Raw genomic sequence first — 17,333 nt, 5'->3', positions numbered from 1 at the left:
ATAAGTTCGTGCCAGTACAGAGGAAAGCTGCCTGACAATCTGTTTAACCCCAAGCAAATGGGGTGAGAAAACAAAAATTCATACGATCGTTTGAATCGTGAGGCGTGTACCTTGTAGAAAACTCAATCGTTTGTCAATGCCAAAAAGGCTTACACCGTTTTCAGGCCGTTTGTGTATGAATGTTTTAAAAATTATTTAATGGAGGCAAATTAATGAAAAACAACCACTTATTACACAATTTGAAAGTTGTAAGTCAGGCATTCATAACTACACTAAATTCTTATAATGCATATATAAGTTGTATGCAGAAATAATAGTCGGAGAAAATAATGCAAATAAGACAAATCATTCATACCGCAGCGGCTATAGCATTAAGCGCAATGACGCTTAACGTGCAAGCACTCGAAAAAGGTCAAGCACTCGGCGCCATGGAAAAAGTGTATGAAGCAACTATCAATAGTTATTACTCAATCAACGGTTTCTATAATTTCAGTGCAAATCAGGCCGACAAAGAACAACAGCAAGAAGTACAGTTTGCAGTAGGAAGCGTCGAAGATCTTATGATCGATATCGCTGGAGCGCTGTCAGATTCAGATTTAATCTCTCAAGTTGATGCCGCTCGTGACGCATGGCTTACCTATGAAGACTCATTGAACGAAAATATTGAAGTGGTGAATGACACAGGTTACACCGACCTTCGCTTGGTCGGTGAACTGGCAAACTACAATATATCATTCAATGATGCGCTGAATATTTTATACAAATCGATTGCCGAGCAAACAGCAAGCGACGACGTATCGAAAGAAAACGAAAGCCATAATGCTGCGAAGATGGTTGCCTTAATGATGACCAAATACTCCGCACGAAGCACATCGACAGTGAGCCAAGTATATTCGCGTGAAGATGAGTCGGACATTACTTTAGATGTCCTTGCGAAAGATTTCGACGGAACACTCAATGGATTGCTTAGCGAGCAAGGCAACCCAGAAGCAGCGAAACTTCTCGACTCTGCCAAGACTAAGTGGGAGTTTATTCAACCGTCACTCGTAAACTACAACGAGAACCGCGTTAACTTTATCGTTAACCTATATTCCAAAAAGATTATTGAAAACCTTCAGCTAGCTAGCAAGATTTAAGACTAGCTGAAACAAAAAAAGGGGGCTATTGCTTTACGCAGCGCCCCCTTTTTTTATGATCTCAAACTCAGCAAGCCGAATGTAATTGCTTAATACATTCCAGTAAGCCGTCTATATCTTCTGCGTCACCACTTTCATCCCACAACAGACCTACCCCATCAGGATAAAGCACTACCCCACTAATTTGATTTGGAATATGTTCCTGATTTGCCAACACACGAGCTTGATCACCATCCATGTTTCGACGATCGAGTTCATGCAATTCAGCACTGCTATGCACCTGAGCTGCCTTCATCCCTCGCCCTTCTTTTACAGGTAATTGATGTGTTTCGTAGATCACATAACCGCGATAGTCATCAAGCCATGGAAAAAACTTATCCTTGAGTTTTTCGTCAACAAGACGAACCCGCAATCCCTTCTTCATCGCCTCTTGCCGTAAAGCAGTGATACGCAATTCGCGCTTCGACGGCTTAATCCAAAGAATAGAACCCGCAACCACCAATGTGCCGAAAATCGCTACCAGCCAACCCAACATGTCTCTCCTTTACTCACCAGCCATCTCTTCAAGCTCCATCCATCGCTCAATAGTTGCTTCAAGCTTTTCTTGCAAAGACGTCAACGCTGTTGTTTGCTGCTCGACATAGGTATGTTCTTTTGAGTAAAAGTCAGGTCTAGACACCTCATTTTGTAGTGCTGCAACCTCTTCCTCCAAATCTGCAATGAGATCCGGCATCTGATCAAGCTCCCTTTGCAACTTATAGCTCAGTTTCTTTTTCTTTAGCGGTTCAGCCTTTTTCTGAGCAACCTGCGCTTTAACTTCAGGTTTAAGAGCTTCAGTTTGACCTTTGTTTAACAAAGCTTGCTCATCAACCAATGCGCCACCCGTTTGTCGAACCCAGTCTTGATAGCCTCCGACATATTCTCGAACCCGGCCATCACCTTCAAACACCATCGTACTGGTTACCACTTGATCAATAAAATCTCGGTCGTGGCTTGTTAGAAGAAGCGTACCGTCAAATTCACCAAGTTTCTCTTCCAGCAACTCTAAAGTCGACACATCCAAATCATTGGTCGGCTCATCCATAACAATAAGGTTTGCAGGCTGCGCAAACAGCTTGGCCAACAACAAGCGATTCGTCTCGCCTCCAGACAGCGCACGCACGGGGGTTCTCGCGCGCGCTACAGTAAACAAGAAGTCATTTAGATATCCGATGACGTGCTTACTACCGCCACCCAACTCAACAAAATCATGTCCATCAGCCACATTCTCGATCACGGTTTTATCCGCATCTAACCCATCACGTAGCTGATCAAAATAAGCAACCTCTAACTTAGTGCCTAAATTCACTGTACCAGACTGCGGTTCCAGCTGACCTAGGATGAGTTTTAGCAAAGTCGTCTTGCCCGCACCATTCGCACCGATCAGACCTATACGATCTCCACGCATAATCGTGGTCGAGAAATCTTTTACCAGCTGACGCCCGTCTTCAAACGCAAAATCAACATGCTCTAACTGCGCTACTTTTTTGCCAGACTTATTTGACGCTTCAATTTTAAAACTCGCGGCGCCTTGTTTTTCGATTCGTCCTTTTCTTTCTTCGCGCATCGCTTTTAAGGCGCGCACACGACCCTCGTTGCGAGTACGACGTGCTTTTATACCCTGACGAATCCACGCTTCCTCTTCAGACAGTCGCTTATCGAATAACTTATTTTGCTTTTCTTCCTCTTCTAGCAGCTTTTCTTTTTCGACTAAATACTGAGCATAACTACCATTAAAGGCGCGAATATGACCTCTATCTAACTCGATAATTCCTGTTGCCAAAGACTTGATAAAAGCCCTATCGTGACTCACAAATAACAAAGCACCCTGAAAATCTGACAAGGTCTTTTCCAGCCAACGGATGGCGTTGATATCCAAATGGTTGGTTGGCTCATCTAGTAGCAGCAGATCAGGCTCGCTGATCAAAGCCTGCGCAAGCATCACTCGACGACGCCATCCACCTGATAAAGAAGACATCGGCGCATCAGGTTGGATATTAAACCGCTTTAAAATCTGCATAACGCGATTATCAAACGTCCACCCACCTTGAGCTTCGATACTTGTTTGCAAGCGCTCCATTCGATCCAAGTCTTCGCCACCAGCATCCACTAAAGCATGATACTCGCTCAATAAAGCTCCTAACTCAGGCAAGCCTTGCGCCACAACATCAAAAGCCTTTTGCTCATCAGCATCAGGTAAGTCTTGAGATAAAAAACCGATTTTCAGATTCTTATCAAAAATCACAGTCCCACTATCGGGCTCAGCTTGCTTCATAAGCAAACGCATTAAGGTCGACTTGCCCTCACCATTCCTACCCAACAAACATAAACGCTGGGAGCGCTCTATTGCGAAATCAACTTCATCAAGCAATGGCTTTAGGCCATACGCAAGAGAAACACCTTCAAGGCGAACAATACTCATTAAACAACCACTTAATTTCTACGTTAGCTTTTTCAAAGTGTTCGACTATTCTTTTGAGCACTTTGCAGCGGACACGTATTAGATCATAGCGCGAGAAGATACTAAATGACTGAACCAGCTTTAGACACAAACATCACTCAGCTCGAGTGGCAGCAAGTTCGATCTACCATCAATTTGCTCACCCTCGCGGTATCACAAATTGAATGCACAATGACTGATGGTGAAAAGTCTGTGGCAGAGTTGACCAAATCATTTTCTTACATAGCAGAACAAATCAGCCACTTGACCGACTCGTCTGACGAACAAGCCGCAAACAACTTTAGCTCCCAAGCCCAAGAGATCCATAACTCGATTTTCAATTCCATCGTGGCGTTTCAATTTTACGATCGATTATCACAACGACTTGATCATGTGAAACGTGACCTAGGCTGGCTGAGCGAATTGGTGTCAGCCCCTAACAGCGCCAACAATCCAAGCGCATGGGAAAAACTGCAAAACGACATTAAGTCGAACTATTCTATGGAAGAAGAGCGACTCATGTTTGAACACATTATGAATGGAGCCTCAGTGAATGAGGCGCTCGAAATATATCGCCATCATTTCGAAAAGACCGATGAAGACGATAGCGATGATGAAGTCGAACTATTCTAATATTTCGACCAAGTCGCCTAACGATATAAGTCCCTCGCCACGCTGAACTAAATTCTCACCAAAGCACGCGCCAAATTGATTCAAGCGGTACTGCGCTAAAGTCTTTAAGGGCTCCTTATTAAACACCCCCCGTTCGTCCAAGGTAATCATACTGCAGCGTGAACATGGCTTAGCGACATCAAACTCGATCTCCCCTATCTTGATTCGGCGCCATTCCGATTCTTGATATGATTCACTCCCACTAATCACAATATTCGGACGAAAACGATTCATTGCCACCGCATTTTCCAACCTCGAATTCAGATCGAGCAATGACTCCTCACTACACAAAAGAATTGGAAAACCATCAGCAAAACTGACTCGTGCTGATTCCGGTGAAAAATCAGGATCAACCTGTCGATAGGTGCTTGAAGGCATGAAGATTAAACGGACAGACTCATTCAAATACACGGATAATCGCTTATCAAAGTCTTTCGATGACATCGCCAAAGCATCAACACTATCCGACCACACTTCAGCCATCACTGGAACATCAAACTCAGAAAACAGTAATACTGTCTCTATGCCATCGAAATTCACTGACAGCGTGCTTTCACTTACTAAAGCAGAGACTAGTGCCATTTTGGGGTGCGTTCTTTGAGTGACATGCTTTCCTTGATCATTGATGACCATAAAACGCCTATCCATATGTGGCCCGAACGCGTCTAAGCTCATCGACTGGTGCGATAAACCGCAAAACGATTTAACAGGATAAGAAAACAGACCAGAGACAGTAATCATCAAGAAACTCGCGCAAAAGCTCAAAACTATAATGCGACTTGGCTAAGAAGAACAAGGCGCAAGTATAAATTGTGTAAACGGCATGACTAAACAGAGATACAGGAATATCAACAATTAAGACATTGAGCTAAGCGATGGATAAGCTTTCTTCGGGCGCGGCAAACCTTGAGGAAGTTTAGTAACAATAAACGACGATAGGTTTAACAAAGTCATAAGAAAATTTGGAGCGGGAAACGAGATTCGAACTCGCGACCCCGACCTTGGCAAGGTCGTGCTCTACCAACTGAGCTATTCCCGCTTAGGAAGGCTTTGAAAAAACTCTGTAAAATCAAGTATTAAGAGAACTTGAAAGAGCTCGTTGCTTCAAAGTGGGGCGTATTATATGGATGCATTTTTCAGTATGCAAGCATTTATTTATACACAATGCTGTTTTTTACGCCCCACCAAATCAAAGCTACTAGTTTTGAGACTCCTGTCTAGTCTTTCTTATCATCGTCTTTTGAAAGATCATCGGTATCACCAATATCAAAGTCTTCAAGATTAAATTCTTCATCATCAAACTCCGGATCACTCAAATCTAGAGCTGCCTCAATTTCCTCAGATAATGCATCATCTTGATCTTCAGCTGCTTCTTCAATCGCCTGCGCAATACTAGCCGCAACCTCAGCTTCATCCTCGAGCACCGGTTCATCTTCGGCTGGCACCTCTTCAGGCTCGTCGCTAAGATTCTCCAATTCCTCTACAACGTCATCCAAGCCCCCAGACAAATCAATATCATCTAAATCCAGGTCATCTGCATCTGGCTCCGGTTCAGATTCTGGCTCTGGTTCTGGTTCTGGCTCCGGTTCTGGCTCCGGTTCTGGTTCTGGTTCTGGTTCTGGCTCTGGCTCTGGTTCTGGCTCTGGCTCTGGTTCTAGCTCTGGTTCTGGCTCAAATGACAATTCTTCTGCAGAAGTGTCGGTTAACTCGTCCATCACTTCATCAGAGATAATTTCTTCTTCCGGCTCTTGCGCTGCTTTTTTCTTACGCACGAAGTAAATCAAGGTACCGAGTAATGCGACAATCGATGCGACACCCGCTGCAATAGCCACCCAAAGCATTTCATTACTTTTTTCATCCTCCATACCATGCGTAAAATCAGCCATTTTAGTTGCTTCTTCACTCAAGTCTGGCGCAATGTTCTGCTCAGGTTCGACAGTCTCGCCTGGCTCATCAAGCCCTTCAACCGGCTCGACAGCTTCTTCTTCAACTGCGATGATTTTATTTGCTTCGCCCATTGGAATAGGGAAAGCCACTTCGAATACTTTAGGTTTTAAATTAACAGGTTCCCCAGCTTCATTGACGCCCTTCACTTTCACCGCCAACTTATAAACGCCATCACCCGCTTCGGGCATGATATTGATCGCCCAGCGCGCTTCATCTCCAATTCGTTCGACAGCTTTGATTAAGCTATTACCATCGGGAGATTTCACCTTCGCAAACACACTAGTCTCCTCCAGCAATATATCAGTCGATAAAGCGCTGACTACTAGCCTATGCATTGGCTGGTCACCCCCAACCACAGACAATTCAAAATCAAATGGAGGACGCAAGGTCACTGTTTGTTCAAACCGACGCTTAAATGTTTTTCCATCAACATCAACAGCGACAATGTAAGTACCTTCGTTTTTCAATTTAGAGATTTGATCTCTAAACACACTGTCAGAACCGAGTTTCATGGCTCGACTGCCTGATTGCCCTACTTCATCAGTAACACTTAAATCGACCTCTAAGATGGACAGAAAGTCGCTATCGGTGATTAATTCACCCTCATCGAAGAAGCTGGCATTAACATCCAATACATCGCCTGCAAATACGTTACTTGGCAATGTCGGGACATCCATCTGCAAATTGCTCACAATCGTGACACGGCTATCCGGACCAACGTCCGCATCAATCACCCACTCTCCCTCATCAGGCTGCGTGACTGTTATCAATTCGTAACCCGAGTCCTTGTACCAACGCACCTCTTCACTCGAACTATTAGCGTCAAACTCTTCCATACCAGGCGCAATTAAGCGAACCTGCTTAGAGCTAGAGTTGGTAAAGACCAAAGCAGTAAATTCTTCAATACTCGAATCTATAACAAAAGCATTCCCTTCAATTGGCACTTGCTCTTGTGGAACCGCTTTATCAAAGGCCTGCAAAAAGACACGATTAAGATCGTCAGAGGTTTCAGCTAAGGCCGACTGGCCGCCTGTTTTTACAGCCAGCTTATCCATGAGTGTTTTATCCGCATTACTAGATAACGCGACTGCATGAATTTTTGCGCCAGACTCGGCAATTCGATTAAGCACTTCGCCCAGAATACGCTCACGTTCTGCTGTATTTTTTGCAGGATCTTTGTCAATGTCGACCATACCATCGGTCAGAAGAATAAAGTGAGTATTGCTGCTATCTGCCTCCAGATCCGCTGATGCGGTCTCAAGCGCTTTTCCTATATTTGTATGCAGTGCAACAGAGTTGATTTCATTAGCTTTCGTTTTTGCCATGGCACGCCAATCAGCATCCACAGCCTGGTATTTCACGAGATTGTTGACCCACTGACCAAAGGTCCAAACACCTACCTGACTCCCCTCAGGAACCAATTCAGTTAGCAAGTTGACGGCAGGAACACGAAGATTTTTCGGATCATTTTTCTTCATACTGCCAGATATATCGATAATTAATCGAACATCCGGTTGCACGTTTGAGTCAGCAAACGCATACCCCGAAGAAAGAATTAAGAGACTGGAAAACGCCACTGCTACGTATTGACGCACTTTTCGCAGACGCAAAAAAACCATTAAAGCCACCCTAACTACTCCTCGCGGAGTCAAAAATAAAATTCAGGAAATAACCTTAGGTATAGCAGAAAATACTATAAGAACAACGCGTAAGCACAAGTAAAGGCTTAAGTATTCAGACTTTTATGAGCAGATTACAATTACTTTTGAGTAAGGTATTGAAAGCGAGGTCGACGCACTCCGTCTAACTCGACATCCTCAGCAAACATTGCATAAGGTCGCACCCATAATCCATGCTCCCCATATAAAGCTCGGTATACAACAAGCTCTTCTTCTGTTTCTGAGTGTCGAGCCAAACCAATGACTTCGTAGCGTTGGCCTTTGTAATGCTCATAAATTCCCGGACGAATCATTCACCGTACCTCATACCTAATAAGCGTCGCGCGACAGACTCTAACAGCACCATCAGCACCATAAAACCAACCGCCGCCCCCATGACCGAAAACGATTGTTGAACAATATCCAATTGATTTTGAGCCAGCGCATAGGCAGCAACTAAAAAGGCCGGCGCAAGCCATAAACCATTTGCGATGATATTCATGGGCGTTAAAAGGGTTACTGCGATAACAATTCGAGTAACGCGACGCGTGCGACGCCATGTCCAATTTCGTGTCATACGCCAAACAACAATCAGCAAGCCAACACTTCAGAGCAAATAAACAAGCCAGGCTACGATGTAAGAAGGTAAATCAATCAACACTATTTTTCCGTAGAGAATTCTTCAATGATGTACAGTTCAAGCTCTTCTTCCGCAACAGTATCTTCCGACACCACTCGACCAAGCGCTGACATCCCTTTTTTATGCACCGAATCAGCATCACCACTTACTAGAGGGTGCCAAGACGCCAAACCACGACCTTCTGATACCATACGATATGCACATGAACTCGGCAGCCAATCAAGCGCGTCCAAGTCTTCCTGAATCAGATCCAAACATTCTGGAACATGCTTTAACCTATCTCGATAGACAGTACACCGACAAGTTTCAAGATCCAACTTTCGACACGCGACAGAGGTATAAAACACTTCGTCTGTCTCATCATCTTGAAGCTTATATAAGCAACACTTAGCACAGCCGTCACACAAGCTTTCCCACTCGCTAGACGTCATTTGAGCGAGCGTTTTTCGCTCCCAAAAAGGCTGTGTTAAATCCGAATTAGCCATTTAAGGAGTCGCGCGGAGCCATCGCCAAATTTTCCGCAGATTCGGAGTCAACTGGCGGCATTTGCAAATAAAATTCTTTTTCCGCAATCGCCTCTAATACCGTTGACGCGTCAGCTCTCGCCAGTTCTTTTTCAGGCGTCAAAATCAAATCCAAAACTTTAGTTGGCGTACCAAAAGCTTGCATCAAAGCTTCTGGCAACTTACTCACATCCTGTGAACGATCAACATATAAATACATTTCAGCACGCTTGCTGCTTTTATAAACAGAGCAAAAACGTTTTGTCGCATTTGTATAAGAAGTCATTCAATTACTCGTCATCAATCGTAGATAAATAGAAAACTAAACAGAACTTATAGCACTGTTGCAGCCAATTCGGTAAGTGGCTGACCTATTAAGTCAGAACGCCAGCCATTAATAAGATCAGGGAGATCTGGATTTTGATCACGCCAATAGTGAATCACCCATGCCTCCATCTGTTTTCTGCCCGCAATCAAGGCTGGGTCTATATTTGCCGTCGCGGCTTGCTTTGCTACAAGCGATTTAATCTTCTTATAAAACTCTAGTTCTTTTCCTTTAATGGGTTTCGCTATTGGCGTAAACCCTTCAGGAACAACTTCTTGCTCGTTAGAAATCAAAGCAATTGCATCGAGACCAAAACGCTTCACCGACTTTGGCTTCACTTTGGGCAAGGAAAACAGAGAATTTTGCGCAGTCGGACGGGTACGCGCCATCTCAATCAGACTAGCGTCTCCGAACACCCAACTTTTAGGAAGATTCTTACCAACAGCCATTTCATCACGCCAGCACACTAGCTTTTGCAAAAGAGCTTGCTTTGTTAAAGGTAAATCCCACGCCCCTCTCAGCTTTAAATATGCGTTTTGTGGATCCGCCACTGCCGATTCAATCGACTCGACCTGACGCGCGCAATCTTCCTCTACAGCAGACTGCCAAGGGCTTTTAATAAGCCTCTCTAACAGATTCTTGTAGATAGTTTCCAAGTAATACACGTCGGCAGCTGCATACTGAAGCTGTTTTGAACTTAAGGGTCTTTTCAACCAATCAGAACGTGTCTCGCCTTTATCAAGTGCGATATCAAGCTCGGCTTCCACCAGACGTTGATACCCTACCGAGGAGCCATTGCCTAAAAATGCATTCGCTATTTGCGTGTCAAACACATTAGAGATATGACAATCACAGGCATAAGAGAGCAGATCAATATCCTCGCTCATAGAGTGCAGAACGATGACCACTTCATCACTTTCAAGCACTGCAGCGAGAGGTTTCAAACTCGTCAAACTTAGAGGATCAATAAGATAGGTTAACCCCGATGCCGCAATTTGAATGAGGCCAGGTTTCGCGTAAAAAGTAGTGCTACGCTCAAATTCAGTATCAAGAATGATATAAGGCTCTTGCAACCAAGACTCAACACACTCATTGAGCTTTGTATCGCTATCCACCCATGTAAAATCTATTTCTTCAAGGGCGCGCAACTGCGTTTCATCAACCATCGCTAAGCGGCTTCCTTCCAGAAAATGCGTGGCCAAGCGTACCGCCATCCACAAAACCTAATTCGCCACCAAGCGGAATCCCATGCGCTAGACGTGTCGCTAGAATACCTCTGTTTTTCAGAATTTCAGAAATATAGTGCGCTGTCGCCTCTCCCTCTACGGTTGGGTTCGTCGCAAGAATCACTTCAGAGACCTGAATTTGGTCAAGATAAGAAACGAATTGTCCGATACCAATTTCTTCTGGACCTCGCCCATCAATTGGCGACAAACTGCCTCCTAAAACAAAATACTTTCCGGCATATTGCTGTGATTGTTCTATCGCAAGTAAATCACTTGGCGACTCAACAACACAAAGCAGGCTGTCATCTCGACGCGTATCACGACAAATTTCACAGACATCTTGCTCTGTAAAGTTCCGACACTTTTCACAGCGCTGCACTTTGTGCATCGCCTCTGACAAGGCTTTCGATAAGCGCACTCCGCCATCACGTTTGCGTTCTAATAAGTCGAGCGCCATGCGCTGTGCAGACTTCTGACCGACGCCAGGCAAAACGCGCAGTGCGTCGATCAATTCATCAATGGTTACACCAAACTTCATCGTATATTTTCCGCCTAGAAAGGCATCTTAAATCCTGGTGGCATTCCCATTCCTGAAGCTAAACCAGACATTGCTTGCTGATTCTTCTCTTCAATTTTACGCACAGCATCATTAACCGCAGCAGCCAACAAGTCTTCTAAAAACTCTTTGTCTTCGGTCATCACACCCGGGTCTAGTTCCACATTCTTAACATCATGGCGACCATTCATTGTAACTTTGACCATACCAGCGCCTGACTCGCCAACCACTTCTGCGTTAGCCATGTCTTCTTGCTGCTTCTGAAGCTGCTCCTGCATTTTTTGAGCTTGCTTCATTATGTCATTCATATTTTTTCCACCGAACATACTCTTCTCCTATTCAATGGTGCCGAGCGCTACGACGCTATCTTCGATAAGACGGCCATCAAACTCAGCGATTAACTGTTTTACGTTTTCATCGGCGTGCAATTTTTGCTTCGCCTCTATAAGTTGCTCTTCACGCATTCGTTCACGCCACATTGCTGGCGTTTCTTGTCCTGCATCGACACCATCCTTGAACTCAATCGCACCATTCCAAGCAAGCGCATCCTTCAATGCTTGCACGATTTTCTTCTTATGCGTGTCGTTTAAAATTCTAAAATGCCCAGTTTCGACAGCTAATTCCATAACCTCACCATGAATACGCTTCACCATATTCATAAGTAGGTTTTGAGTCATGCCTGTCAAACCAAGTCTAATGGCCTGACGCGGCCAGCTCATGCTATCTAAGTCTTGAGAGTCATCGAACTTAGGTGTTTTTTTTTGACTCTCGTTCGCTTGCGTATCAACAGTTGAGTTGATCTCAGATGGCATAGGCGCAGCTTCAATCATTGCTTCGACAGGCTCTTCAACCAAGCTTTGCTGATTGTCTATTGCAGGTGCAGGATGTTCATCTTGCAATGGCGGAGCTTCGTTCATATATGCAGGAACTTGCTCAACAGGCGCTGCGGCAACATCGTTTTGCGGTTCTATTTGCGACTCTGAAGTCTGCTCTGATTCCTGCTGCATTTCTGCTACTTCAGAATTCACTGTCAGAGGCTCTGGCTGTACACTCGTTTGATCACTCACATCGGCTTCACTTGAAGCAGTTTCAACCTCACCCTGAACTTCATGAGCTGGCGGCGCATGTGTCGTTGAAACCTCAGGCGCTAGTGCCTGCGTCACCGGCTTAGTAGGTGGTGCCATGCAAAATGCCATCATGCGTAACAAAGCCATTTCGAACCCTGAGCGCGCGTCCGGTGAAATCGCTAAGTCTTTTCTCGCCACTAGCGCAATTTGATAGTAAAGCTGCACATCTTCTGCACTTAAGTTTTGCGCATAAAAGGTGATACGCTCCTGATCGCCTTGGCTATTATCCGTTGCACCAGCTACTGCCTGTTCAATGGCAACTCTGTGAAACACCGAAACCAAGACCTCAAGCACTGAGGCGTAATCGGGCGCAAATTCTGCTAGCTCAGCTACAACGCCTAGCATTGCTTTTGCATCACGCGCTACAAGCATGTCGAGTAAACGATACACCTTCTTCTGGTCCACTGTACCAAGCATGGCACTCACGGCGGTTTCACCTAACTGACCTTGGGTATAGGCGATAGCCTGATCCGTCAGACTCAAGGCATCACGCATACTGCCATCAGCACCCCGAGCTATCGCCCATAATGCGGCATCTTCGGCACTGACTTGCTCTTGTGATAAAACAAACTTCAAGTGATGAACGATTCTTTCCGGCGTCATATTCTTCAGATTGAACTGAAGGCAACGTGATAGGATCGTAATCGGTAATTTTTGAGGATCGGTGGTCGCAAATAAGAATTTCACATGCTCTGGCGGTTCTTCCAGAGTTTTCAGCAAGGCATTAAAACTATGCGTCGACAGCATGTGTACTTCGTCGATCAGATAGATCTTAAAACGCCCTTCAGTTGGCGCGTACTGAACATTCTCAAGAAGCCCTCGCATGTCTTCGACTTTGGTTCGCGAAGCCGCATCGATCTCGATAAGATCAACATAACGCCCTTGCTCGATTGACGTACAAGCTCCGCACTCGCCACAAGGCTCTGAGGTAATGCCTCGTTCACAACTTAAGCAACGTGCAAGAATCCGTGCAATAGTCGTTTTACCGACACCTCTAGTGCCGGTAAACAAATAAGCGTGGTGAAGTCGCTGCGATTCTAAAGCATGGATTAAGGCCTGCAAGACGTGTTCTTGCCCAACCATTTGCTTAAAATTTTTCGGTCGCCACTTTCGAGCGAGAACCTGATAACTCATGAGATAATTAAGACGAGTGAAATTCTCTCTATCTTACACGCTCATGAGCCTTAGAAACAGAGCTTAGTCATCAAGCTTGATACAAGCTAAGCGATGTCGATACGTTTTTAATGTGTCTACAGCTACACGTAGCTTTTCTGTATCGAAATCCTCATCAAATTGCTCAAAACCTGGCTGCATCGCCTCTCTTAATCTTTGCAATGCGGCTTTGCCTGAAGACGTAATTTCATAGTGTGCATGAATTTCTGGATAATGCTCATCGCTTATGATGGCCTCCGCTGCTATGAGCTCGTTCAAAAGGTGATGCGCATAAGATTGCAATAAATGCTGTTCTTGGAGCAAGGTATTCATCCGGCACTTACCCTGCTCATTCAAAAACTGAAGAATCATCCAAGCTCTGGCCTCCCAATCAGTGATCACGCCGAAGCTTTCTTTTAAACGCTCTAAGTGACGGTGCACGCCCAACACCTCTAAGGTAAGCTGCTATACCAATAAAGAATCTGACATAAATCCAAAACCTCTGTTCAAAATTGAATATGGAAGATAGTCAATATTGCGCATTCGAAAAGAAATCTTGTACAAACTAAATCGAGGCCGCCAGTTATCACGCACGTGAGTAGAGACGTTCTAAAATTTATGACAGTGACTGCAACAAAAAAGACCCATTACATTCAAAAAAACGACTCAAAAATGACTTTTTCTCCAAATACTTTAGAAGCCGCCACACCTTTGCTGGCTTTATAAAAACGACAGGAGGAAATCATGCGGATAATATTAATACTTCTCACTATATGCGTGTCATTCAATGTAAGCGCACACAACTCAAATACATACAAATCAAGCCATCACGCTGAATCAAAAACGATAAAAAAACTAGAACACAAACTTCATAAAACAGAACGAAAACTTCATCAAAAAGAATCGCGCATCGCTAAAAGACTAACAAAAGTTCAGCTTGGACCTCGGCCGTTCTTTCTGGTTGAAGATATGACTGACAGCAAATTAAAACGAAAGCTTCAAAGTTGTAAGTCGGGCCCATTTGCGCCAAGCAACTTCTCGATCGGACATCGCGGCGCCCCCATGCAATTTCCCGAACATACTAAAGAGTCTTATATCGCAGCGGCTAAAATGGGCGCTGGTATCATGGAATGTGATGTCACCTTTACAAAAGATCGCGCGCTAGTGTGTCGTCATGCGCAATGTGATCTCCACACAACAACAAACATTCTTGCAACGCCACTCGCCCAGAAGTGCTCTGTTGCGCCGGAATTCAATTCAGAAGGTGAACTTATTAATGCATCAGACATTAGATGCTGTGCTAGTGACATCACTGTTGCCGAGTTCAAATCACTTGAAGGCAAAATGGACGCGGCCAACCTAGCAGCAACAAGTATTGATGAATATATGGATGCCACAGCTAGTTGGCGAACAGACGGATACAGCGGTCGCGGTACATTGCTGACACATGCCGAAAGTATTCAACTCTTTAAAGAACTAGGCGTCGATTTCACGCCAGAACTAAAATCTCCTCAAGTGGAGATGCCATTCGAAGGCGATTACACACAGCAAGACTATGCGTCACAGTTGATTGAAGAATATCAAGCTGCAGGCATCTCACCGCGACGAGTATGGCCTCAATCATTTAATTATGATGACGTGACATACTGGATACAGCAACACCCTCACTTTGGCAAACAAGCGGTCTATCTTGATGGACGATATGACATGAACGTCAGCCTTGCTGAAATGGAGTCTTGGGTAGCTGATGGCGTCAATGTACTCGCCCCTCCGATGTGGATGTTGCTCGAGGTTAACGCGCATGGCGAAATTATCCCGTCTGACTATGCAATGAATGCCAAACAAGCAGGATTAGACCTTATCACTTGGACGATTGAGCGATCTGGACTGCTGAAAAACAATGGTGGTTGGTACTACCAAACAACGAACGGCAGCACTGGTAATCCTGACGTCATTGATACTGATGGAGACATGTATGAAGTGCTCGATGTGCTAGCGAAAGACGTTGGCATCATCGGTATTTTTTCAGACTGGCCAGCAACAACGACCTACTATGCGAACTGCATGAATTTGTAATCTCGTCTGTGTGCTGCTGGAAAACCCGCTAGCAGCACACTATCTCAAAAAATCAGAGAGCTGACTTTTCGTCTCATTAAAATGAGGATTAAAGGTCAAGCGAGCATGAAGCTTACCTGCTTCCTGATAACCGTATGCCGAGTACCACACTTGCGTTGCGTTTTGGCACAATGAAACTTCCACCCCTTGGCCGTTATTACAATGCCGATACTCGCCTTTCTCACCGTAATAAGGGTTCATAGGAGAAAACAAAGGTCCCATGTGTGATATTGAGCTAACGCGCATTTCTGGCACCTTTGCATTTAGGACATGAACTCGCGCATCATTAATATGTAGAGGCTCTCCAAACCAAATTAGTCGACTATCTTCGTTAGTAAATTTTTCATGAAAGGTATTTGCCACAGCTTGGCTATCTACCACGCTGTCTGCCTCGCTAAGAATCAACATTGCAGGTCGATCAAACGCATTTCGCACTAGTTCATCATTCAATGACTCAACAGTTGCGTAGTAGGACGCAGCAGCCTGAGCCGTCAGCGAATCATAGCGTGCGATATTTTCTTCAGGGTCAACATCCACCCAATCAATAAAATAAGAGGCAAAAGAAGAGAAGCGAACCAGATTACTGGTAGGGTGAAATGCTGGCGCATAAAGCAATAAACCATTAATGCTTTCATCTTCAAGAGAAACGCTAGTCACTAGATTTGCACCAGTAGAAAAACCACCCAGCCACACTTCGTCGAATTCTTTTTTGAGCAAAGCTACATGTTGATCAATGCTCTTTTGCCAATCGCGTTCGCTTGCCCACAACAAGTCAGCCGGACGCGTTCCATGACCCGCTAATAAAATCGCTCTTACAACAAAACCTTGCTCCGCAAGAATCGGCGCTACATCAATAAAAGAGTATGGCGAATCGCCCAAGCCGTGCACCAGCAATATCGCTCTCTTGGTGTTTGCCTCAGTAGATGGCCGTAATTCAAAAGGCATGTTTACTTCTATCTCACGCGCAGGATCGTCTGAAATAAACGCACGATTTTGAGTTAAGTATGCCTTGGTTTGCGTCAAGTAGTCTTGAAAACTTATATATTGCGTTGGTGGTCTATCAGGCGACACCGAAAAGGACGGAGACTGAGGAACTTGTATGCAACTCACAAGCACCGTGAGTAACATCATCGCAAGGCTATGCTTAAGGAACACGATGTCGAATCAGAAGAAGGAGAGAGTTAAGAGCATGAGCGCTGAACATAAGAAATANTGATTTCATTGTGAGTCCTTTTGATGGGGGGTGGTGGGCAAGTATAATTCTAGTTTCCTGCTGTGCTTTTTATAAATCGTTCGATTCTTTTTTGTTGAGCTTGCTGACAACCTTTGCGTTAGAGCCCTCCTTATCGGTAAACTCTGCAGTACATAAAAACACAGCTAATAATCTTCAAGTAAAAGGAAAGAATAGATGTTGAAAAATACGCTAGCAGCCGCTTCGGGTTTGTTGTTGACTGCGCCGGCATTTGCGCACCCAGGACATGATCATGCACATTGGTTGAGCGATCCTATCCACCTACTTACTGCCTTAGCGATTGCGGCTGTTGCTGTGACTGGTGTTGTCGTCGCTAAGCGTAAAAAAGCAAAGCTGGATAAGTAAAATCCTGAAGGGCGCGGATTCTTTCTTGATTATCTGCGCTCATGCTCTTAACTCTCTCCTTCTTCTGATTCGACATCGTGTTCCTTAAGCATAGCCTTGCGATGATGTTACTCACGGTGCTTGTGAGTTGCATACAAGTTCCTCAGTCTCCGTCCTTTTCGGTGTCGCCTGATAGACCACCAACGCAATATATAAGTTTT

General features: G+C 44.7%; 18 protein-coding genes and 1 tRNA gene. 4 read left to right on the top strand and 15 right to left on the bottom strand.

The window, feature by feature from the left end; all coding sequences use genetic code 11:
* Positions 1-329 precede the first annotated feature (329 nt).
* Positions 330-1,136, top strand: coding sequence for a hypothetical protein (locus A3739_RS20645; RefSeq protein ID WP_068479504.1), 807 nt, complete (start codon positions 330-332; stop codon positions 1,134-1,136).
* A gap of 67 nt (positions 1,137-1,203) precedes the next feature.
* Here the strand turns inward: A3739_RS20645 and A3739_RS20640 are convergent, their stop codons facing one another.
* Both A3739_RS20640 and A3739_RS20635 read right to left on the bottom strand, forming a co-directional pair.
* On the bottom strand, positions 1,204-1,671 hold the full coding sequence (locus A3739_RS20640; RefSeq protein ID WP_068479502.1) for a hypothetical protein: 468 nt from the start codon (positions 1,669-1,671) through the stop codon (positions 1,204-1,206).
* Positions 1,672-1,680: 9 nt separating this feature from the next.
* Complete coding sequence (locus A3739_RS20635; RefSeq protein ID WP_068479500.1) at positions 1,681-3,597, bottom strand: ATP-binding cassette domain-containing protein; 1,917 nt, start codon at positions 3,595-3,597, stop codon at positions 1,681-1,683.
* 105 nt (positions 3,598-3,702) lie between these two features.
* On the opposite strand from A3739_RS20635, the gene A3739_RS20630 reads away from it, so the two are divergent.
* Positions 3,703-4,248 (top strand): hypothetical protein, encoded by a 546-nt coding sequence (locus tag A3739_RS20630; protein ID WP_068479498.1) that lies wholly within the window; start codon positions 3,703-3,705, stop codon positions 4,246-4,248.
* On the opposite strand, the gene A3739_RS20625 is transcribed toward A3739_RS20630, so the two are convergent.
* From A3739_RS20625 to A3739_RS20570, 12 genes are all read right to left on the bottom strand, one after another.
* Complete coding sequence (locus A3739_RS20625; RefSeq protein ID WP_068479496.1) at positions 4,240-5,028, bottom strand: MOSC domain-containing protein; 789 nt, start codon at positions 5,026-5,028, stop codon at positions 4,240-4,242. The two genes, A3739_RS20630 and A3739_RS20625, sit on opposite strands and share 9 nt — an antisense overlap.
* A gap of 222 nt (positions 5,029-5,250) precedes the next feature.
* Positions 5,251-5,326: transfer RNA gene (locus A3739_RS20620), tRNA-Gly, on the bottom strand.
* Positions 5,327-5,504: 178 nt separating this feature from the next.
* On the bottom strand, positions 5,505-7,853 hold the full coding sequence (locus A3739_RS20615) for a vWA domain-containing protein (RefSeq protein ID WP_156502724.1): 2,349 nt from the start codon (positions 7,851-7,853) through the stop codon (positions 5,505-5,507).
* 140 nt (positions 7,854-7,993) lie between these two features.
* Positions 7,994-8,206: a DUF1653 domain-containing protein gene (locus A3739_RS20610; RefSeq protein WP_068473223.1), complete on the bottom strand. Its 213-nt coding sequence runs from the start codon at positions 8,204-8,206 to the stop codon at positions 7,994-7,996.
* Positions 8,203-8,490, bottom strand: a complete 288-nt coding sequence (locus A3739_RS20605) for a hypothetical protein (protein ID WP_068502623.1) — start codon at positions 8,488-8,490, stop codon at positions 8,203-8,205. Before A3739_RS20605 ends, A3739_RS20610 begins: the two co-directional genes overlap by 4 nt.
* Before the next feature lie 62 nt (positions 8,491-8,552).
* Positions 8,553-9,017 carry a YcgN family cysteine cluster protein gene (locus A3739_RS20600; protein ID WP_068473229.1) on the bottom strand — a complete coding sequence of 155 codons (465 nt, stop codon included), beginning with the start codon at positions 9,015-9,017 and terminating at the stop codon, positions 8,553-8,555.
* Positions 9,010-9,321, bottom strand: coding sequence for a YcgL domain-containing protein (locus A3739_RS20595; protein ID WP_068473233.1), 312 nt, complete (start codon positions 9,319-9,321; stop codon positions 9,010-9,012). Before A3739_RS20595 ends, A3739_RS20600 begins: the two co-directional genes overlap by 8 nt.
* A 47-nt stretch (positions 9,322-9,368) precedes the next feature.
* A complete protein-coding gene (rnd, locus tag A3739_RS20590) occupies positions 9,369-10,574 on the bottom strand; it encodes a ribonuclease D (RefSeq protein WP_082878526.1) in 1,206 nt (401 codons plus the stop codon).
* On the bottom strand, positions 10,519-11,124 hold the full coding sequence (gene recR, locus A3739_RS20585) for a recombination mediator RecR (protein ID WP_068473239.1): 606 nt from the start codon (positions 11,122-11,124) through the stop codon (positions 10,519-10,521). Before recR ends, rnd begins: the two co-directional genes overlap by 56 nt.
* A 14-nt stretch (positions 11,125-11,138) precedes the next feature.
* On the bottom strand, positions 11,139-11,468 hold the full coding sequence (locus A3739_RS20580; protein ID WP_068473244.1) for a YbaB/EbfC family nucleoid-associated protein: 330 nt from the start codon (positions 11,466-11,468) through the stop codon (positions 11,139-11,141).
* 9 nt (positions 11,469-11,477) lie between these two features.
* Positions 11,478-13,403 (bottom strand): DNA polymerase III subunit gamma/tau, encoded by a 1,926-nt coding sequence (gene dnaX, locus A3739_RS20575; protein ID WP_068473247.1) that lies wholly within the window; start codon positions 13,401-13,403, stop codon positions 11,478-11,480.
* Between the two features lie 63 nt (positions 13,404-13,466).
* The gene (locus A3739_RS20570) at positions 13,467-13,862 is read right to left on the bottom strand and encodes a hypothetical protein (RefSeq protein WP_156502723.1); all 396 of its coding nucleotides are present in this window, start codon (positions 13,860-13,862) and stop codon (positions 13,467-13,469) included.
* 528 nt (positions 13,863-14,390) lie between these two features.
* Between A3739_RS20570 and A3739_RS20565 the strand changes: the two genes are divergently transcribed.
* A complete protein-coding gene (locus A3739_RS20565) occupies positions 14,391-15,497 on the top strand; it encodes a glycerophosphodiester phosphodiesterase family protein (protein ID WP_197469407.1) in 1,107 nt (368 codons plus the stop codon).
* Positions 15,498-15,536: 39 nt separating this feature from the next.
* Here A3739_RS20565 and A3739_RS20560 read toward each other — a convergent pair whose 3' ends face one another.
* Positions 15,537-16,667 (bottom strand): carboxylesterase, encoded by a 1,131-nt coding sequence (locus tag A3739_RS20560; protein WP_068473255.1) that lies wholly within the window; start codon positions 16,665-16,667, stop codon positions 15,537-15,539.
* 277 nt (positions 16,668-16,944) lie between these two features.
* Here A3739_RS20560 and A3739_RS20555 point away from each other — a divergent pair, with 277 nt between their 5' ends.
* On the top strand, positions 16,945-17,133 hold the full coding sequence (locus A3739_RS20555; protein WP_068473259.1) for a hypothetical protein: 189 nt from the start codon (positions 16,945-16,947) through the stop codon (positions 17,131-17,133).
* The last annotated feature ends 200 nt before the right edge of the window (positions 17,134-17,333 follow it).

The organism is Oleiphilus sp. HI0067 (assembly GCF_001635735.1).
Note: the sequence above shows the minus strand (reverse complement) of the source record. Positions and strands in the feature narration are given on the sequence as shown.